The organism is Micromonospora sp. USAFONa4 (genome assembly GCF_057197825.1).
Genome location: NZ_CM170072.1, coordinates 6,240,476 through 6,256,720, shown reverse-complemented (window position 1 = coordinate 6,256,720; position 16,245 = coordinate 6,240,476). Strand labels below are relative to the sequence as shown.

Sequence of the window (16,245 nt, the reverse complement as noted above, 5' to 3'; positions counted from 1 at the left end):
GCGGCACCCCCGCCCGACCACGGGCGGCGCGACCGCCGACGACTGTCGCGCCAACCCGTTCCTACAGCCCCGGCAGGCTGCCTCCGGGGCCACCCAGCTCGCGGTGGATGAAATCGAAGATCTCGGCGTCGGTGGCGTCGTCGAGGGTGTGCGTGGCCGGCTTCTCCTCGACGGGGCCACGCTCGTCGCCCCACCGGGCGACGAACGCCTGCAACTGCACCAGCAGCTTCTGCCGGGTCAGCCGGTCCGGCGCGTCGGCCGCGAAGACGCCGTCGAGCCGCTCCAGCTCGGCGAGCAGCGGGGCCGCCGCGGCGGCGCCGTCCTCGACCAGCTGGTCGCGCAGGTGCCGGGCGAGCGCCGCGGGCGTCGGGTAGTCGAACACCACGCCGGCGGGCAGCTGGACGCCGGTGGCGGCGCGGAGCCGGTTGCGCAGCTCCACGGCCGTCATCGAGTCGAAGCCGACCTCGCGGAACGCCCGGTCGGGCTCCAGCCCCCCGCCCCCGGGGTGGCCGAGCACGGCCGCCGCCAGGTTGCCCACGAGTTCGACGAGGACGCCCTCCCGTTCGCCGGGGCTCAGCGGGCGCAGCCGCTCCCGCAGCGCGGTCGCCGCCTCGTCGTCCGCCGGCTGGCGGTCGTCGTCGGCGGGCATCGCCGCGCCCGCCTCGGGGACCCCGGTCAGCAGCGGGCACGGCCGCATCGACGCGAACGTCGGCACGAACCGGTCCCAGCGCACGTCGGCGACCACGAGTTCCGCCTCCGCGCGCAGCGCCTGCCCGAACGCCTCGACGGCCAGCTCCGGGGGCAGGCCCGGCAGGCCCCGCCGACGCAGCTGCGCCAGCTCGGGCGACTCGGGGTCGTCGCTCCACGGGCCCCACGCCACGGCGGTCGCCGCCAGTCCGCCGTGCCGCCGGTTCGCCGCGAGCGCGTGCAGCAGCGCGTCGCCGGCGGACTGGCCGGCCCGGCCGCCCGCGCCCCACACCCCCGTGGTGGAGGTGCACAGCACGAACGCGTCGAGCGGCCGGTGCGCCAGCTCGTCGGCGTACCTCGGGACGTCGCCGACGGTCGCGGCCAGGTCGGCGGCGAGGCCGGCGAGGGTCAGCTCGGCCAGCGGCACCGACCCGGTCTCCGCCGGCACGTGCACGAGCGCCGTCACCGGCCGGTTCTCGGTGGCGAGCTGCTCGATCAGGTCACCGAGCTTGCCCGTCGCCGGCTCCGCCAGCGGGAGCACCTCCGCGCCCTGGCGACCCAGCCAGTCCGTGGTGTGCCGGGCGAGGGCGCCGGCCCCGCCGGTGAGCAGGACGGTGCCGTTCGGCCGGTACCCGCCGCCCGTCGCCGGTCGCCCGGTGTCGCGGACCAGGCGTCGGGCGTGCACGCCGGCCTCCCGGACGGCGAGCTGGTCCTCCCCGTCGACGTTGACCAGGGCCGCGGCCAGGGCCGCGTACGCCGCCTCGGCCGGGCCCGCCGGCAGGTCGACGACTCCGCCGACGTGCCGGGGGTGCTCCAGCGCGGCGACGAGGCCGAGGCCCCACGTGGTGGCCTGCGTCGGGTGCGCGACCGGTTCGTCGTCCACGGCGACGGCGCCGGTGGTGGCCAGCCACAGCGGCACGGGCGGGCCGGAACGGCGGGTGTGCGCCTGCACGAGCAGCAGGTTCGCCGCCAGGCCGGTCGGCAGCGCGGTCTGCTCCGGGTGCGGCGCCTCGTCCAGCGCCAGCAGGGAGAGCAGCGCCGTCGGCTGGTGCGCGGCGGCGAGCCGGTCGAGGTCGGCGGCCAGGCCGTCGCGGGTGGCCGTGGCCGGGTCGACGGTCAGCAGGTGCACCGTGGCGGCGCCGGCCGTGAGGGCGGCGAGCACCCGGTCGGTGACCTGGTGCGGCGGGGCCACCACCAGCCACGTGCCGGGATCGGCGCCGGTCAGCGCCCGGCGCTCCCAGGTGACCCGGTACCGCCAGCCGGCCAGGGTGCCGTCGAGGTGCTGGCGGCGCCGCCACGACTCGAGTTCCGGCAGCAGCTCGCGCATCGGCTGGTCCGGGTCGAGGCCGAGGCGGCCCAGGTCGCCGTCGGTGACGGCCCGCCAGAACGCGTCGTCGACCGGGTCGGCGGCCGGCGCCGGCACCGCGTCGAGGGTCGGCCAGTAACGCTGCGGCCGGAACGCGTACGTGGGCAGCTCGGGCAGCCGGCGCGGATCCGGACGGGGGCCGGCCAGCACGGCGAGCACCGCCGCCCAGTCGACGTCCCGCCCGGTGCCGTCCACGACGGCCAGCGCGGCGAGCAGGGCGGCCGCCTCGTCGGTGCCGGCGCGCAGCGCCGCCACGGCCGTCCCGTCGTCGTCGCCGGGCAGCAGGCCGGCGGTCATCGCGGTCAGCACCGCCTGGGGGCCGAGCTCCAGGAAGGTGTCGACGCCCGCGTCGCGCAGCGCGGCGATCCCGTCGGCGTACCGGACGGCCTCCCGGACGTGACGCACCCAGTAGTCGGGCGTACAGATCTCGTCGGGCCCGGCGAGCCGCCCGGTCAGGTTCGACACGATCGGCAGCAGCGGCGCGGCGAACGTCAGCCCGTCGAGGACGGCGCGGAACTCGGCCAGCATCGGCTCCATCAGCGGGCTGTGGAACGCGTGGCTGACCCGCAGCCGGCGGGTGCGCACGCCGCGCTCCCGCCAGGTCCGCTCCAGCCCGTCGAGGGCGTCGAGGGCCCCGGCGAGCACCACGGCGGTGGGACCGTTGACGGCGGCGACGCCGACCCGGTCGGTCAGCCCCGCGAGGGACTCGACCACGGCCGCCTCGTCGGCGGCGACGGCGAGCATCCCGCCCCCGGCGGGCAGGGCCTGCATGAGCCGGCCCCGGGCGGCCACCAGCGTGGCGGCGTCCGCGACGGACAGCACCCCGGCGACGTGCGCGGCGGTGATCTCGCCGATGGAGTGCCCGGCGACGTGCCCGGGCACCACCCCGAACGACTCGACCAGCCGGAACAGGGCCACCTCCAGCGCGAAGAGCCCCGCCTGGGTGAACACCGTCTCGTCGAGCAGCGCGGCCTCGGCGCTGCCCTCGGCCGCGAACAGCACCGGCTTCAGCGGCTGCGGCAGCTGGTGGTCCAGCGCCGCGCAGACCTCGTCGAGGGCCGCCGCGAAGGCTCCGAACGTGTCGTACAGCTGCCGGCCGGCGCCGGGGCGCTGGGCGCCCTGGCCGGAGAACTGGACGGCGAGGCCGCCGCCGTGCCGCCGGGCGGTGACCAGCGCGGGGTGGTCCTCCCCGCCGGCCAGCGCCCGTAGCGCGGCCAGTCGGGTCTCCCGGTCGGCGGCGACCACGGTGGCCCGCCGGCCGAGGTGGGCCCGGCCGTCGGCCAGCGCCCAGGCGACCAGGTCGGCGGGGTCGTCGTCCGTCGCCACCCGGTCGGCCAGCCGGCCGGCCTGCTCGCGCAGCGCGGGCAGGTCGGCGGCGGAGACCGGCCACGGCAGGGCCACGGCGCGGTGGTCGCGTCGCGCGTCGCCGTGCCCGACGGTCGCCTCGGGCCCTTCCCCGTCGGCGGCGACCGGTTCCGGCCGCTGCGGGGCCTCCTCGATGATCACGTGCGCGTTGGTGCCGCTGATCCCGAACGAGGAGACGCCGGCCCGGCGCGGCCCGTCCGTGGTGGTCCACGGTCGTGCCTCGGTGAGCAGCGCCAGCGTGCCGGAGGACCAGTCGACGTGCGGGGTCGGCGCGTCGACGTGCAGGGTCGCCGGCAGCACCTCGTGTTGCAGGGCCAGCACCATCTTGATCAGGCTGGCGGCGCCCGCCGCGGCCTGGGTGTGGCCGATGTTCGACTTCACCGACCCGAGCCACAGCGGCCGCTCGGCGGAGCGGTCCCTGCCGTACGTCGCCAGCAGCGCCTGCGCCTCGATCGGGTCGCCGAGGGTGGTGCCGGTGCCGTGCGCCTCGACGACGTCCACGTCGCCCGGGGTCAGGCCGGCGTTGTCCAGCGCGTGCCGGATGACCCGCTGCTGCGCGGGCCCGTTCGGCGCGGTGAGGCCGTTGCTCGCGCCGTCCTGGTTGACGGCGCTGCCCCGTACGACGGCGAGGATCCGGTTGCCGTCGCGCTGGGCGTCGGAGAGCCGCTGGAGCAGCAGGACGCCGACGCCCTCGCCCCAGCCGGTGCCGTCGGCGGCCTCGGCGAACGCCTTGACCCGCCCGTCGGCGGCGAGGCCGCGCTGCCGGGAGAACTCCAGGAACGCGCCCGGGGTCGACATCACCGTCACGCCGCCGGCGAGGGCGAGGTCGCACTCGCCGCTGCGCAGGGCCTGCGCGGCCAGGTGCAGCGCCACCAGCGACGACGAGCAGGCCGTGTCGACGGTGACCGCCGGGCCGTGCAGCCCGAACGAGTACGCCAGGCGGCCGGAGACCACCGACGCGCCGTTGCCAGTCGCCTGGTAGCCCTCCACCTGGGAGCGGGCGCCCAGCAGCAGCGTGGCGTAGTCCTGCCCGTTGGTGCCCATGAAGACGCCGGTGGCGGAGCCACGCACCCGGTGCGGGTCGATGCCGGCGCGTTCGAAGAGCTCCCAGGTGGTGTGCAGCAGCAGCCGCTGCTGCGGGTCCATGGCGAGGGCCTCGCGCGGGTTGATGCCGAAGAACGCGGCGTCGAAGCCGGCCACGTCCCGCAGGAAGCCGCCGCTGCGCGTGTAGCTGGTGCCGACCCGCTCCGGGTCGCTGTCGAACAGGGCGTCGAGGTCCCAGCCCCGGTCCGTGGGCATCGGCGTCACCGCGTCCACGCCGTCGGCCAGCAGCCGCCACAGTTCCTGCGGCGAGGACACCCCGCCCGGGAAGCGGCAGGCCATGGAGACGATCGCGATCGGCTCGTCCGCCGGCGGCCGGGCCGTGGTCGTGCCGCCGGTGACCGGTCCGCCGTCCGCGCCGATGACGATTTCGGTACGCAGGAAGCGGGCCAGTTCCGCCGCCGACGGATGGTCGAAGACCACTGTCGACGGCAGGGTCAGGCCGGTGACCCGGCCCAGCCGGTCGCGCAGCTGCACGGCGGCGAGGGAGTCGAAGCCCAGCTCCCGGAACGCCCGGCCGGCCGGCACCTGGTCGGTGGTGGGGTGGCCGAGGACGGCCGCCGCCTCCGCGCGGACGAGGTCGACCAGCAGCGCCTCCTGGCCGGTCGCCGGCAGCGTGGCGAGCCTGGCCCGCAGCCCGTCGGTGGCGGCGGCGCTCTCCGGCCGCTCCGGCTCCTCGGCGACGGCGGGGGCGACCCGGTCGAAGAGGTGGCTCGGCCGCGCGGCGGTGAACGCCGTGACGAACCGGGACCAGTCGACGTCCACGATCACCGGGGCCGCCTCGGGGGCGTTCACCCAGCGGCCGAGCGCCGCGACGGCGGCGTCGGGCGCGAGCGGGCTGAACCCGCGGCGGCGCAGGCCGTCGGCCGTCTCGCCGGAGGCCATGCCTTCCTCCGCCCACGGGCCGTAGGCCAGGGCGGTGGCGGGCAGGCCGGCCGCCCGGCGGGCGGCGACGAGCGCGTCGAGCAGGGCGTTGCCGGCCGCGTAGCCGGCCTGCCCGCCGCCGCCCCAGACGCCGGCGACGGAGGAGAAGACCACGAACGCGTCGAGGTCCCGGCCCCGGCAGGCGGCGTCGAGGTGCACGGCGCCGAGCACCTTGCCGGCCAGGGTCTCCGACAGCTCGCCGTCGGTCACCTCGTACGCCCCGGTGGTGCCGCCGGACGTCCCGGCGGTGTGCACGACGGCGGTCAGCCCGGGCAGGTCCGCCACGAGGGCGTCGACCGCCGCCCGGTCGGTGACGTCACACGCCACCACCCGCACCGCACCCAGCTCGTCGACCAGCTCAGCCGCGCCCGGCGCGGACGGGCCCCGCCGCGAGGCGAGCACCACCTCGGCCGCCCCGTTGGCCAACAACCAGCGCGCCACGTGCCGACCCAGCGCACCCGTACCACCGGTCACCAGCACCGTCCCGGCGGGCCGCCAACCCGCACCCGCGGGCGGCGCGGCCGGCACCAGCCGCCGGCCGAAGAGGCCGTTGCGGCGGACTGCCACCTGGTCCAGGGTGCCGTCGGCGAGGACGGCGACGAGCCCGGCGCGGGCGCCGCGGTCGGCGCGGTCGGGCAGGTCGACCAGGCCGCCCCAGCGGTCCGGCTGTTCGAGGGCGACGACCCGGCCCAGGCCCCAGGCCAGGGCCGCCCAGACGTCGCCGGCCCGCTCCCCGGCCGTGACCGGCATCGCGGTACGGCTCAGCGCCCACACCCGTCCCGGCAGGCCGGTGTCGGTGAGCGCCCGGGTGAGGGTGAGCAGGGCGGCCGCGCCGGCGGGCACCGCCGGGATGTGCGCCAGGGGCCGGTCCTGGCGGGGCAGCACGCAGAGCACCCCGGCCCAGCCGTCCCCGCTGATCCGGCCCAGCCGCTCGCCCAGATCGGCGCGGGCGAGGGTGGACGACACGGTGAGCGTGTCCACCCGGGCGCCCGCCTGGGTGAGGGTCTTCGCCACGCCCGCGTCGGCGCCGCTGTCGACGGTGACGACCAGCCACCGCCCGGACAACCGGGTCGCCGGGGCCGGCCGCACCGGCTCCCACCCGACCCGGTACGACCACCCGTCGAGGGCGGTGTCCCGCGACCGGTGCTGACGCCAGCGCGCCAGGAGCGGCAGGGCCGGGCCGAGCGCGTCCAGGTCCTCGGTGTCGTCGCCGAGTTCGGCGGCGAGGGCGGCCAGGTCGCCACGCTCGACGGCGGCCCAGAACTCGGCGTCGCCGCCCTCCGGGGCAGCCTGCTTCGTCGGCGCGCCCTCCGGCCAGTAGCGCTGGTGCTGGAAGGCGTACGTGGGCAGGTCCACGCGGCGCGCGCCGGTGTCGGCGAACCACTGCTGCCAGGTCACGGGAACGCCGTGCACGTGCAGCTCGGCGAGGGCGTGCAGCAGCGCGTGCGCCTCCGGACGGTCCCGGCGCTGCACGGCCACGGCCAGCACGGTGTCGTCGTCGGGCAGCACGTCGGCGGCCATCGCGGTCAGCACGCTCTGCGGGCCGACCTCCAGGAACGTGTCCACACCGGCGGCCTTCAGGGCGGTGATCCCGTCGGCGAAGCGCACGGCCTCCCGCACGTGACGTACCCAGTACTCCGGGGTGCGGATCTCGTCGCCAGCCAGCGCACCGGTCACGTTCGACACGACCGGCAGCAACGGCGCGGCAAAGGTGAGGCCGTCCAGGACCGTGCGGAACTCGGCCAGCATCGGCTCCATCAGCGGGCTGTGGAACGCGTGGCTGACCGTCAGCCGGCGCGTGCGTGCGCCCCGCTCCCGCCAGATCCGCTCCACCTCGTCGAGGGCCTCGACGGCACCCGACACCACCACCGCGGTAGGGCCGTTGACGGCAGCGATGCCGAGGCGGTCGGTCAGCCCGGCGATCGACTCCGCCACGGCGTCCTCGTCGGCCGCCACGGCCAGCATGCCGCCACCGGTGGGCAGCGCCTGCATCAACCGGCCCCGCGCGGCCACGAGGGCGCACGCGTCGGCCAGGGACAACACGCCCGCGACATGCGCGGCGGTCACCTCACCGATCGAGTGACCGGCCAGCATGTCGGGAACGATCCCGAACGACTCCACGAGGCGGAACAGCGCCACCTCGACCGCGAACAGACCGGCCTGCGTGAAGACGGTCTGGTCCAGCAGTTCCGCCTCGTCGGAACCCGACGACGCGAACAGCACCTCCCGCAGCGGACGCGGCAGCAGCGGGTCGAGCTGCGCGCACACCTCGTCCAGTGCGGTCGCGAACACCGGGAACAGGGCCGACAACTCCCGACCCATGCCGGCGCGCTGCGCGCCCTGACCCGAGAAGAGCAGGGCGAGCTGGCCGAGCTGGCCGGTGGAGCCGGTCACGACGGCCCCGGAGGGCTCGCCCGCGTCGAGGGCCCGCAGCGCGGCGAGCAGGTCGTCCCGGTCGGCCACCACGGCGACGGCGCGCTGCTCCAGCGCGGGCCGGGTGGTGACGGAGGACCAGGCCACGTCCAGCGGACGCGGGGCCTCGTCGGCGGCGAGCCAGCGCGCCCACCGGCCCGCCTGGCCGGCCAGGGCCGCGTCGGAGCGCGCGGAGAGCAGCACCGGTACGGCCGGCGGGACGTCGCGGGCGACGATCTCGCCCTCGATCGTCTCGCCGGGCGGCTGCTCGATGATGACGTGCGCGTTCGTGCCGGAGATGCCGAAGGACGACACCGCCGCCCGGCGCGGCCGGTCCACGGCCGGCCAAGGGGTGGGCTCGGTCGCGAGGGCCACCGCCCCGGCCATCCAGTCGATGTGTGGGGACGGCTCGTCCACGTGGAGGGTCGGCGGCATCAGGCCGTGGCGCATCGCCATGACCATCTTGATCACACCAGCCACACCGGCGGCGGCCTGCGTGTGCCCGATGTTCGACTTCACCGACCCCAGCAACAGCGGCCGATCCTGCGGCCGATCCTGCCCGTACGTCGCCAGCAACGCCTGAGCCTCGATCGGGTCGCCGAGGGTAGTGCCGGTGCCGTGCGCCTCCACGGCGTCCACGTCGGCGGTGGTCAACCGCGCGTTCGCGAGAGCCTGGCGGATCACCCGCTGCTGCGACGGGCCGTTCGGGGCCGTCAGCCCGTTCGACGCGCCGTCCTGGTTCACGGCGGTGCCCCGCACGACCGCGTAAATCTTCCGGCCCTCGCGCTGGGCGTCGGAGAGGCGCTGCACGAGCAGCACGCCGACGCCCTCGGACCAGCCGGTGCCGTCGGCCGACGCGGCGAACGACTTGCAGCGGCCGTCCTGCGACAACCCGCGCTGCCGGGAGAACTCGATGAACGTGCCGGGCGTGGCCATCACCGTCACGCCGCCGGCCAGCGCGAGATCGCACTCGCCGGAGCGCAACGCCTGCGCGGCCAGGTGCAGCGCCACCAGCGACGACGAGCACGCCGTGTCGACGGTGACCGCCGGGCCCTCCAACCCGAAGGTGTAGGCGACGCGACCGGACAGCACGCTGCCGGAGGTGCCGGTCCCGACGTAGCCCTCCACCTCGGTCGGCAGGTCCATGAGCCGGGAGGCGTAGTCGTGGTACATGACGCCGGCAAAGACACCCGTCCGGCTGCCGCGCAGCCGCTGCGGGTCGAGACCGGCGGACTCGAACGTCTCCCACGACGCCTCCAGCAGCAGCCGCTGCTGCGGGTCCATGGCGAGGGCCTCGCGGGGCGAGATCCCGAAGAAGCCGGGGTCGAACTCGGCCGCCCCGTAGAGGAAACCGCCGTGGCGGGTGTACGACGTACCGCTGCGGTTCGGGTCCGGGTCGAACAGCGACTCCAGGTCCCAGCCGCGGTCCGCCGGGAACTCGGAGATCCCGTCGCCGCCGCCGGCCAGCAGCTCCCACAGCTCGTCGGGGGATTCCACCCCGCCCGGGTAGCGGCAGGCCATGCCCACGATCGCGATCGGTTCGTCGGTGCCGACGACCGTGCCGGCGACCGGGCCGGCGGTCGACTGACGTACCCCGGCCAACTCCGACCACAGGTGGTCGGCGAGCACGGCCGGGGTCGGGTAGTCGAAGACCAGCGTCGAGGCCAGCCGCAGCCCCGTGGCCGCGTTCAACCGGTTACGCAGGTCCACCGCCGTCAGCGAGTCGAAGCCCAACTCCCGGAACGCCCGGTCCGCCGGCACCGCCTCCGCACCGCCGTGCCCCAACACCTGCGCGACCAGGCCCCGCACCAGCACGTCGACCTGGGCGCGACCCTCGTCCTCGGTCAGCCCGGCGAGCCGGTCGGCCCAGCCGCCACCGCCCTGTCCCGCCTGGCGGCGGGTGCTGGTCACGCCGATCAGGGTGCGCAGCACGGCCGGCACGGGGCCGCCGGAGGTAGCCGCCCGCAGCGCGGGCACGTCGATCACGGCCGGTACGAGGGCCGCCCGGTCGGCGCCCAGCGCGGCGTCGAACAGCTCCAGCCCGACCTCGGCGCTCATCGGCGTCAGGCCCGCCCGCGCCGAACGCGCCCGGTCCGCCTCGTCGATCGACGCGGCCATGCCGGCGGTGTCCCACATGCCCCACGCCAGGCTCACCGCAGGCAACCCGAGCTGCCGCCGATACACCGCCAACCCGTCCAGGAACGCGTTACCCGCCGCGTACGCCGACTGACCCGGCGAACCCAGCACACCCGCCACCGACGAGAACACCACGAACAGATCCAGATCCAGACCCGCCGTCGCCTCGTGCAGGAACCAACCCGCCGACACCTTCGGCGCCAACACCCCCGCCAGACGCTCCGCCGTCAGCCCCTCCACGACACCGTCGTCCAGGACACCGGCCGTGTGCACCACACCCGCCAGCCGGCCCTCGGCACCGATCTCGGCCACCAGGGCGAACACCTGGTCCCGGTCGGTCACGTCGCACGCGGCAATCCGCACCGACGCGCCCAGTGCGGACAGCCGCTCCGACAGCTCGCCCGCACCGGCGGCCTCCGGACCGCGCCGCGACACCAGCACCAGCGACCGCACGCCGTGCACCGACACCAGGTGCTCCGCCACCAGCGCCCCGAGCGCTCCCGTACCGCCGGTCACCAGCACCGCGCCGTCGCCCAGGCGGGGCGTCTGCGCGGCCGTGATGCCGGCCCGGACCAGGCGCGGCGAGTAGACCGCGCCCTCGCGTACGGCCAGCTGGCCGCCCGTCGCGGCCAGCTCCCGCAGGACGCCGTCCAGCAGGGCCACCAGCGCGGCATCCGGGTCACCGTCGACGTCCGCGAGGACGATGCGGCCCGGGTGCTCCGACTGCGCCGACCGCAGCAGACCCCACACCGCCGCACCGGCCAGGTCGGTCACCCGGTCGTCGTCGCCGACGGACACCGCGCCCCGGGTCACCACCACGAGTCGCGAGTCCGCCAGGGCGTCCGCCGCGAGCCAGGACCGCACCGTCGCCAGCACGTCCGAGGTCACCACCCGGACCGACTCCGGCGTCTGCGCCGCCGACCCGGGCGCGGGGAACACCGGCAGCAGCAGCGTCCGGAGGACGGACTCCTCCCCCGCGACCGTCGCCACGTCGGGGTACGTGGGCACTCCGACGGGTGCCGGCAGCTCCCGGCCGCCGGTCACCAGCGCCCATCCGGAAAGCTCCCCGGCGGGCGCGGCCTCCACGGCCGGCCACCGCAGCTCGAACAGCGACCGCGAGGCCACGCCCGGCGCGGCCACGCCGGTCAGCTCCCGCAGGACGAGGGAGTCCACCGACACGACCGGCGCGCCCACCTCGTCGTACGCGGCCAGCCGCAGCCCGGAGCCGTCGCGGGTCAGGCGTACCCGCAGCGCCCCCGCCCCCGAGGCGTGCACCTGCACGCCCTCGAACGCGAACGGCACCCGTGGCCCGCCCGACTCCTCGCCACCGAGCAGCAGCCCGATCGGGTGCAGGGCGGCGTCCAGCAGCGCCGGGTGCACGCCGAACCCGGCGGCCTCCGTCGCGGCGTCGTCCGGCAGGACCACCTCGGCGTACACCTCGGCGCCGCTGGTCCAGGCACGCCGGAGCCCCTGGAAGGCCGGCCCGTACGTCAGGCCGTGTTCCGCCAGCGTCGGGTACCAGCTCGCCAGGTCCACCTCGGTCGCGCCGGCGGGGGGCCAGGCGACGGTGTCCGGCTCGTCGGCGGTGGAGGGCTCCAGCACACCCTCCGCGTGCCGGGTCCAGCCCGCCTCGGGGTCGTCGTCGGGGCGGGAGTAGACGGCGACGGGACGCTGCGGCGTCTCCGACGTGGACACCCGCACCTGGATCCGCACGCCTCCCGTTGCGGGGAGGGCCAGCGGGGCGGCCATGGTCAGCTCCCGCAGCCGGGAGAGGCCCACCTCGTCGCCGGCCCGCACGGCCAGCTCGACCAGGGCGGTGCCCGGCACCAGCGTCAGCCCGGAGACCGTGTGGTCGGCCAGCCACGGGTGCGTGGCCAGGGAGAGCCGGCCCGTCAGCACCATCTCGTCGTCGCCGGCCAGGTCCACGGTCGCGCCGAGCAGCGGGTGCTCGGTGCGGCCGAGCCCGGCCCCGGACACGTCGCCCGTACGCGCCCGGTTGGCGGCGGGCCAGTAGCGCTGGTGCTGGAAGGCGTACGTGGGCAGGTCCACGCGGCGCGCGCCGGTGTCGGCGAACCACTGCTGCCAGGTCACCGAAACGCCGTGCACGTGCAGCTCCGCCAGGGCGTGCAACAGCGCGTGCGCCTCCGCCCGGTCCCGGCGCTGCACCGCCACGGCCAGCACACCCTCGTCGGCGGGCAGCACGTCGGCGGCCATCGCGGTCAGCACGCTCTGCGGGCCGACCTCCAGGAACGTGTCCACGCCCGCCTCGCGCAGGGCGGTGATCCCGTCGGCGAAGCGCACGGCCTCGCGGACGTGCCGCACCCAGTAGTCGGCCGTGCGGATCTCGTCGCCGGCCAGGGCACCGGTCACGTTCGACACGACCGGCAGCAACGGCGCGGCGAACGTCAGCCCCTCCAGGACCGTGCGGAACTCGGCCAGCATCGGCTCCATCAACGGGCTGTGGAACGCGTGACTCACCGTCAGCCGGCGCGTGCGCACGCCCCGCTCCCGCCAGACCCGCTCCACCCCGTCCAGGGCCTCGACCGCGCCCGACACCACCACTGCGGCGGGACCGTTGACCGCCGCGATGCCCACGCGGTCGGTCAGCCCAGCGAGAGACTCCGCCACCGCAGTCTCGTCGGCGGCCACGGCCAGCATCCCGCCGCCCGTGGGCAGCGCCTGCATCAACCGACCCCGCGCGGCCACGAGCTGGCATGCGTCGGCCAGGGAGAGCACGCCCGCGACATGCGCCGCCGTGACCTCGCCGATCGAGTGACCGGCCAGCATGTCGGGAACGATCCCGAACGACTCCACGAGGCGGAACAGCGCCACCTCGACCGCGAACAGACCGGCCTGCGTGAAGACGGTCTGATCCAGCAACTCCGCCTCGTCGGAACCCGACGACGCGAACAGCACCTCCCGCAGCGGACGCGGCAGCAGCGGGTCGAGGTGTCCGCACACCTCGTCCAGCGCGGTCGCGAACACCGGGAACAGGGCGGACAGCTCCCGGCCCATGCCGGCGCGCTGCGCGCCCTGACCCGAGAAGAGCAGGGCGAGCTGGCCGCGCTGACCGGTGGCGCCGGAGACGACCGTACCTGTGGGTTCGCCGTCGGCGAGGGCGGTCAGCGCCGCGACCAGGTCGTCCCGGTCGACGGCGGTGACGACCGCCCGGTGTTCCAGCGCGGGCCGGGTGGTGACGGAGGACCAGGCCACGTCCAGCGGACGCGGGGCCTCCTCGGCGGTCAGCCAGCGCGCCCAGCGGCCCGCCTGCGCCGACAGCGCGGCGGCGTCGCGGGCCGACAGCAGCACCGGTACGACCGGCGGCACGTCGCGGGCGACGATCTCGCCCTCGATCGTCTCGGCCGGCGGCTGCTCGATGATCACGTGCGCGTTCGTGCCGGAGATGCCGAACGACGACACCGCCGCCCGACGCGGCCGGCCGACCTGCGGCCACGGGGTGGGCTCGGTCGCGAGGGCCACCGCCCCGGCCGTCCAGTCCACGTGTGGCGACGCCTCGTCCACGTGCAGGGTCGCCGGGACGAGGCCGTGGCGCATCGCCATGACCATCTTGATCACACCAGCCACACCGGCAGCCGCCTGCGTGTGCCCGATGTTCGACTTCACCGACCCCAGCAACAGCGGCCGGTCCCCCGGGCGCTCCTGCCCGTACGTGGCCAGCAACGCCTGAGCCTCGATCGGGTCACCCAGCGTCGTGCCCGTGCCGTGCGCCTCGACGGCGTCCACGTCGGCCGGGGTCAGGCGGGCGTTCGCCAGGGCCTGCCGGATCACCCGCTGCTGCGACGGGCCGTTCGGCGCGGTCAGGCCGTTGGACGCGCCGTCCTGGTTCACGGCCGTGCCGCGTACCACCGCCAGCACGCGGTGCCCGTTGCGCCGCGCGTCCGACAGCCGCTCCACGAGCAGCACGCCGACGCCCTCCGACCAGCCGGTGCCGTCGGCCGAAGCCGCGAACGACTTGCAGCGGCCGTCCTGCGACAACCCGCGCTGCCGCGAGAACTCGATGAACGTCCCCGGCGTGGCCATCACCGTCACGCCACCGGCCAGCGCCAGATCGCACTCACCGGAGCGCAACGCCTGCGCGGCAAGATGCAGCGCGACGAGGCTGGAGGAACAGGCGGTGTCGACGGTGACGGCCGGGCCTTCGAGGCCGAACGTGTACGCCACCCGCCCGGACAGCACGCTGCCCGAGGTGCCCGTGCCGACGAAGCCCTCGGCGTCCGGCGGCAGGTCCATCAGGCGGGAGGCGTAGTCGTGGTACATGACGCCGGCGAAGACACCCGTCCGGCTGCCCCGCAGCCGCTGCGGATCCAGACCCGCGGACTCGAACGACTCCCACGACGCCTCCAGCAGCAACCGCTGCTGCGGGTCCATCGCCAGGGCCTCGCGCGGCGAGATGCCGAAGAAGCCCGGGTCGAACTCGGCCGCCCCGTAGAGGAAACCACCGTGGCGCGTGTACGACGTACCGCTGTGCTCCGGGTCCGGGTCGAACAGGCTCTCCAGGTCCCAGCCGCGATCGGTGGGGAACTCCGAGATCCCGTCGCCGCCGCCGGCCAGCAACGCCCACAGCTGGTCCGGGCTCTCGACGCCACCGGGGTAGCGGCAGGCCATGCCCACGATCGCGATCGGCTCGTCGGTGCTGGCGGTGAGCACCGCCGTCTGGCGGGCGGTGATCTGCCCGGAGACCTGCTCGTGCAGGTGGTCGGCGAGCACGGCCGGGGTCGGGTAGTCGAAGACCAGCGTCGAGGCCAGCCGCAGCCCCGTGGCCGCGTTCAGCCGGTTACGCAGGTCCACCGCCGTCAGCGAGTCGAAGCCCAGCTCCCGGAACGCCCGGTCCGCCGGCACCGCCTCCGCGCCGCCGTGCCCCAACACCTGCGCGACCAGGCCCCGCACCAGCACGTCGATCTGGGCGCGCGCCTCGTCGGGCGCCAGGCCCGCGAGCTGGTTGGCCCAGTCGCCGCCCCGCGCGGCCCGTCGCCGGGCCGCCGTCGACCCGATCAGGGTACGCAGCACGGCCGGCACCGGGCCGGCGCCGAGCGCTGCGCGCATCGCCGGTACGTCGATCACGGCCGGCACCAACGCCGGCCGCTCCGCCGCCAGGGCGGCGTCGAACAGCTCCAGCCCGACCTCGGCGCTCATCGGCGTCAGGCCAGCCCGCGCGGAGCGCGCCCGGTCCGCCTCGTCGATCGAGGCGGCCATGCCGGCGGTGTCCCACATGCCCCACGCGAGGCTCACCGTAGGCAACCCGAGCTGCCGCCGGTACACCGCCAACCCGTCCAGGAACGCGTTACCCGCCGCGTACGCCGACTGACCAGGCGAGCCGAGCACACCCGCCACCGACGAGAACACCACGAACAGGTCGAGATCCAGTGATGCCGTCGCCTCGTGCAGGAACCAACCCGCCGACACCTTCGGCGCCAACACCCCCGCCAGACGCTCCTCGGTGACCCGCTCGATCACCCCGTCGTCCAGGACACCGGCGGTGTGCACCACACCCGCCAGGCGTTCCCCGGCGGCGACCTCGGCCACCAGCCCGGACACCTGATCCCGGTCCGTCACGTCACAGGCGACCACCCGCACCGACGCGCCCAGCGCCGTCAGCCGCTCCGACAGTTCGCCAGCGCCCGCAGCCTCCGGGCCACGCCGCGACACCAGCACCAGCGAGCGCACCCCGTGCACCGACACCAGGTGCTCCGCGACCAGCGCACCCAACGCACCCGTACCACCGGTCACCAGCACCGCACCGTCACCCACGACCGGCGTCTCCACCGCCGCCGGAGCGACCGCGCGCACCAGACGCGGCACGAACACCCCACCCGCACGCACCGCGACCTGACCACCGAACGCCACCGGCTCGTCGGCCACCGTGGCCAGCACGCCCAACAGCCCGGCGTCCACGTCGCCGTCGACGTCCGCCAGCACGATGCGGCCCGGGTGCTCCGACTGCGCCGACCGCAGCAGACCCCACACCGCCGCACCGCCCAGATCCGTCACCCGGTCCTCGGCACCCACCGACACCGCGCCCCGGGTCACCACCACCAGCCGCGACTCGGACAGCGCGTCGGCCGCCAGCCAGGACCGGACGGCCGCCAGCACGGCCGTGGTCGCCGCGCGTACCGCGTCGGGGACGGCCGTCTCCGACGCGTCGAGCGGCAGCAGCAGCGCCTTCGGTGCGGCCGTCCGGCCGGCGTCGACCGCCTCGACGAGCGCCTCGACGTCGCCGTACGCCGGCAGGTCGG

1 protein-coding gene (running past one end of the window) is annotated in these 16,245 nt (G+C 76.1%); it reads right to left on the bottom strand.

What is annotated here, in order from left to right; all coding sequences use genetic code 11:
- Window positions 1-61 precede the first annotated feature (61 nt).
- Window positions 62-16,245, bottom strand: the 3' portion of a protein-coding gene (locus AC0OO9_RS27195; protein ID WP_484513356.1) for a type I polyketide synthase. It continues 13,654 nt past the right edge of the window; the window shows 16,184 of its 29,838 coding nt (coding positions 13,655-29,838); its start codon lies off the right edge, out of view — the gene reads right to left on this strand; the stop codon is at window positions 62-64.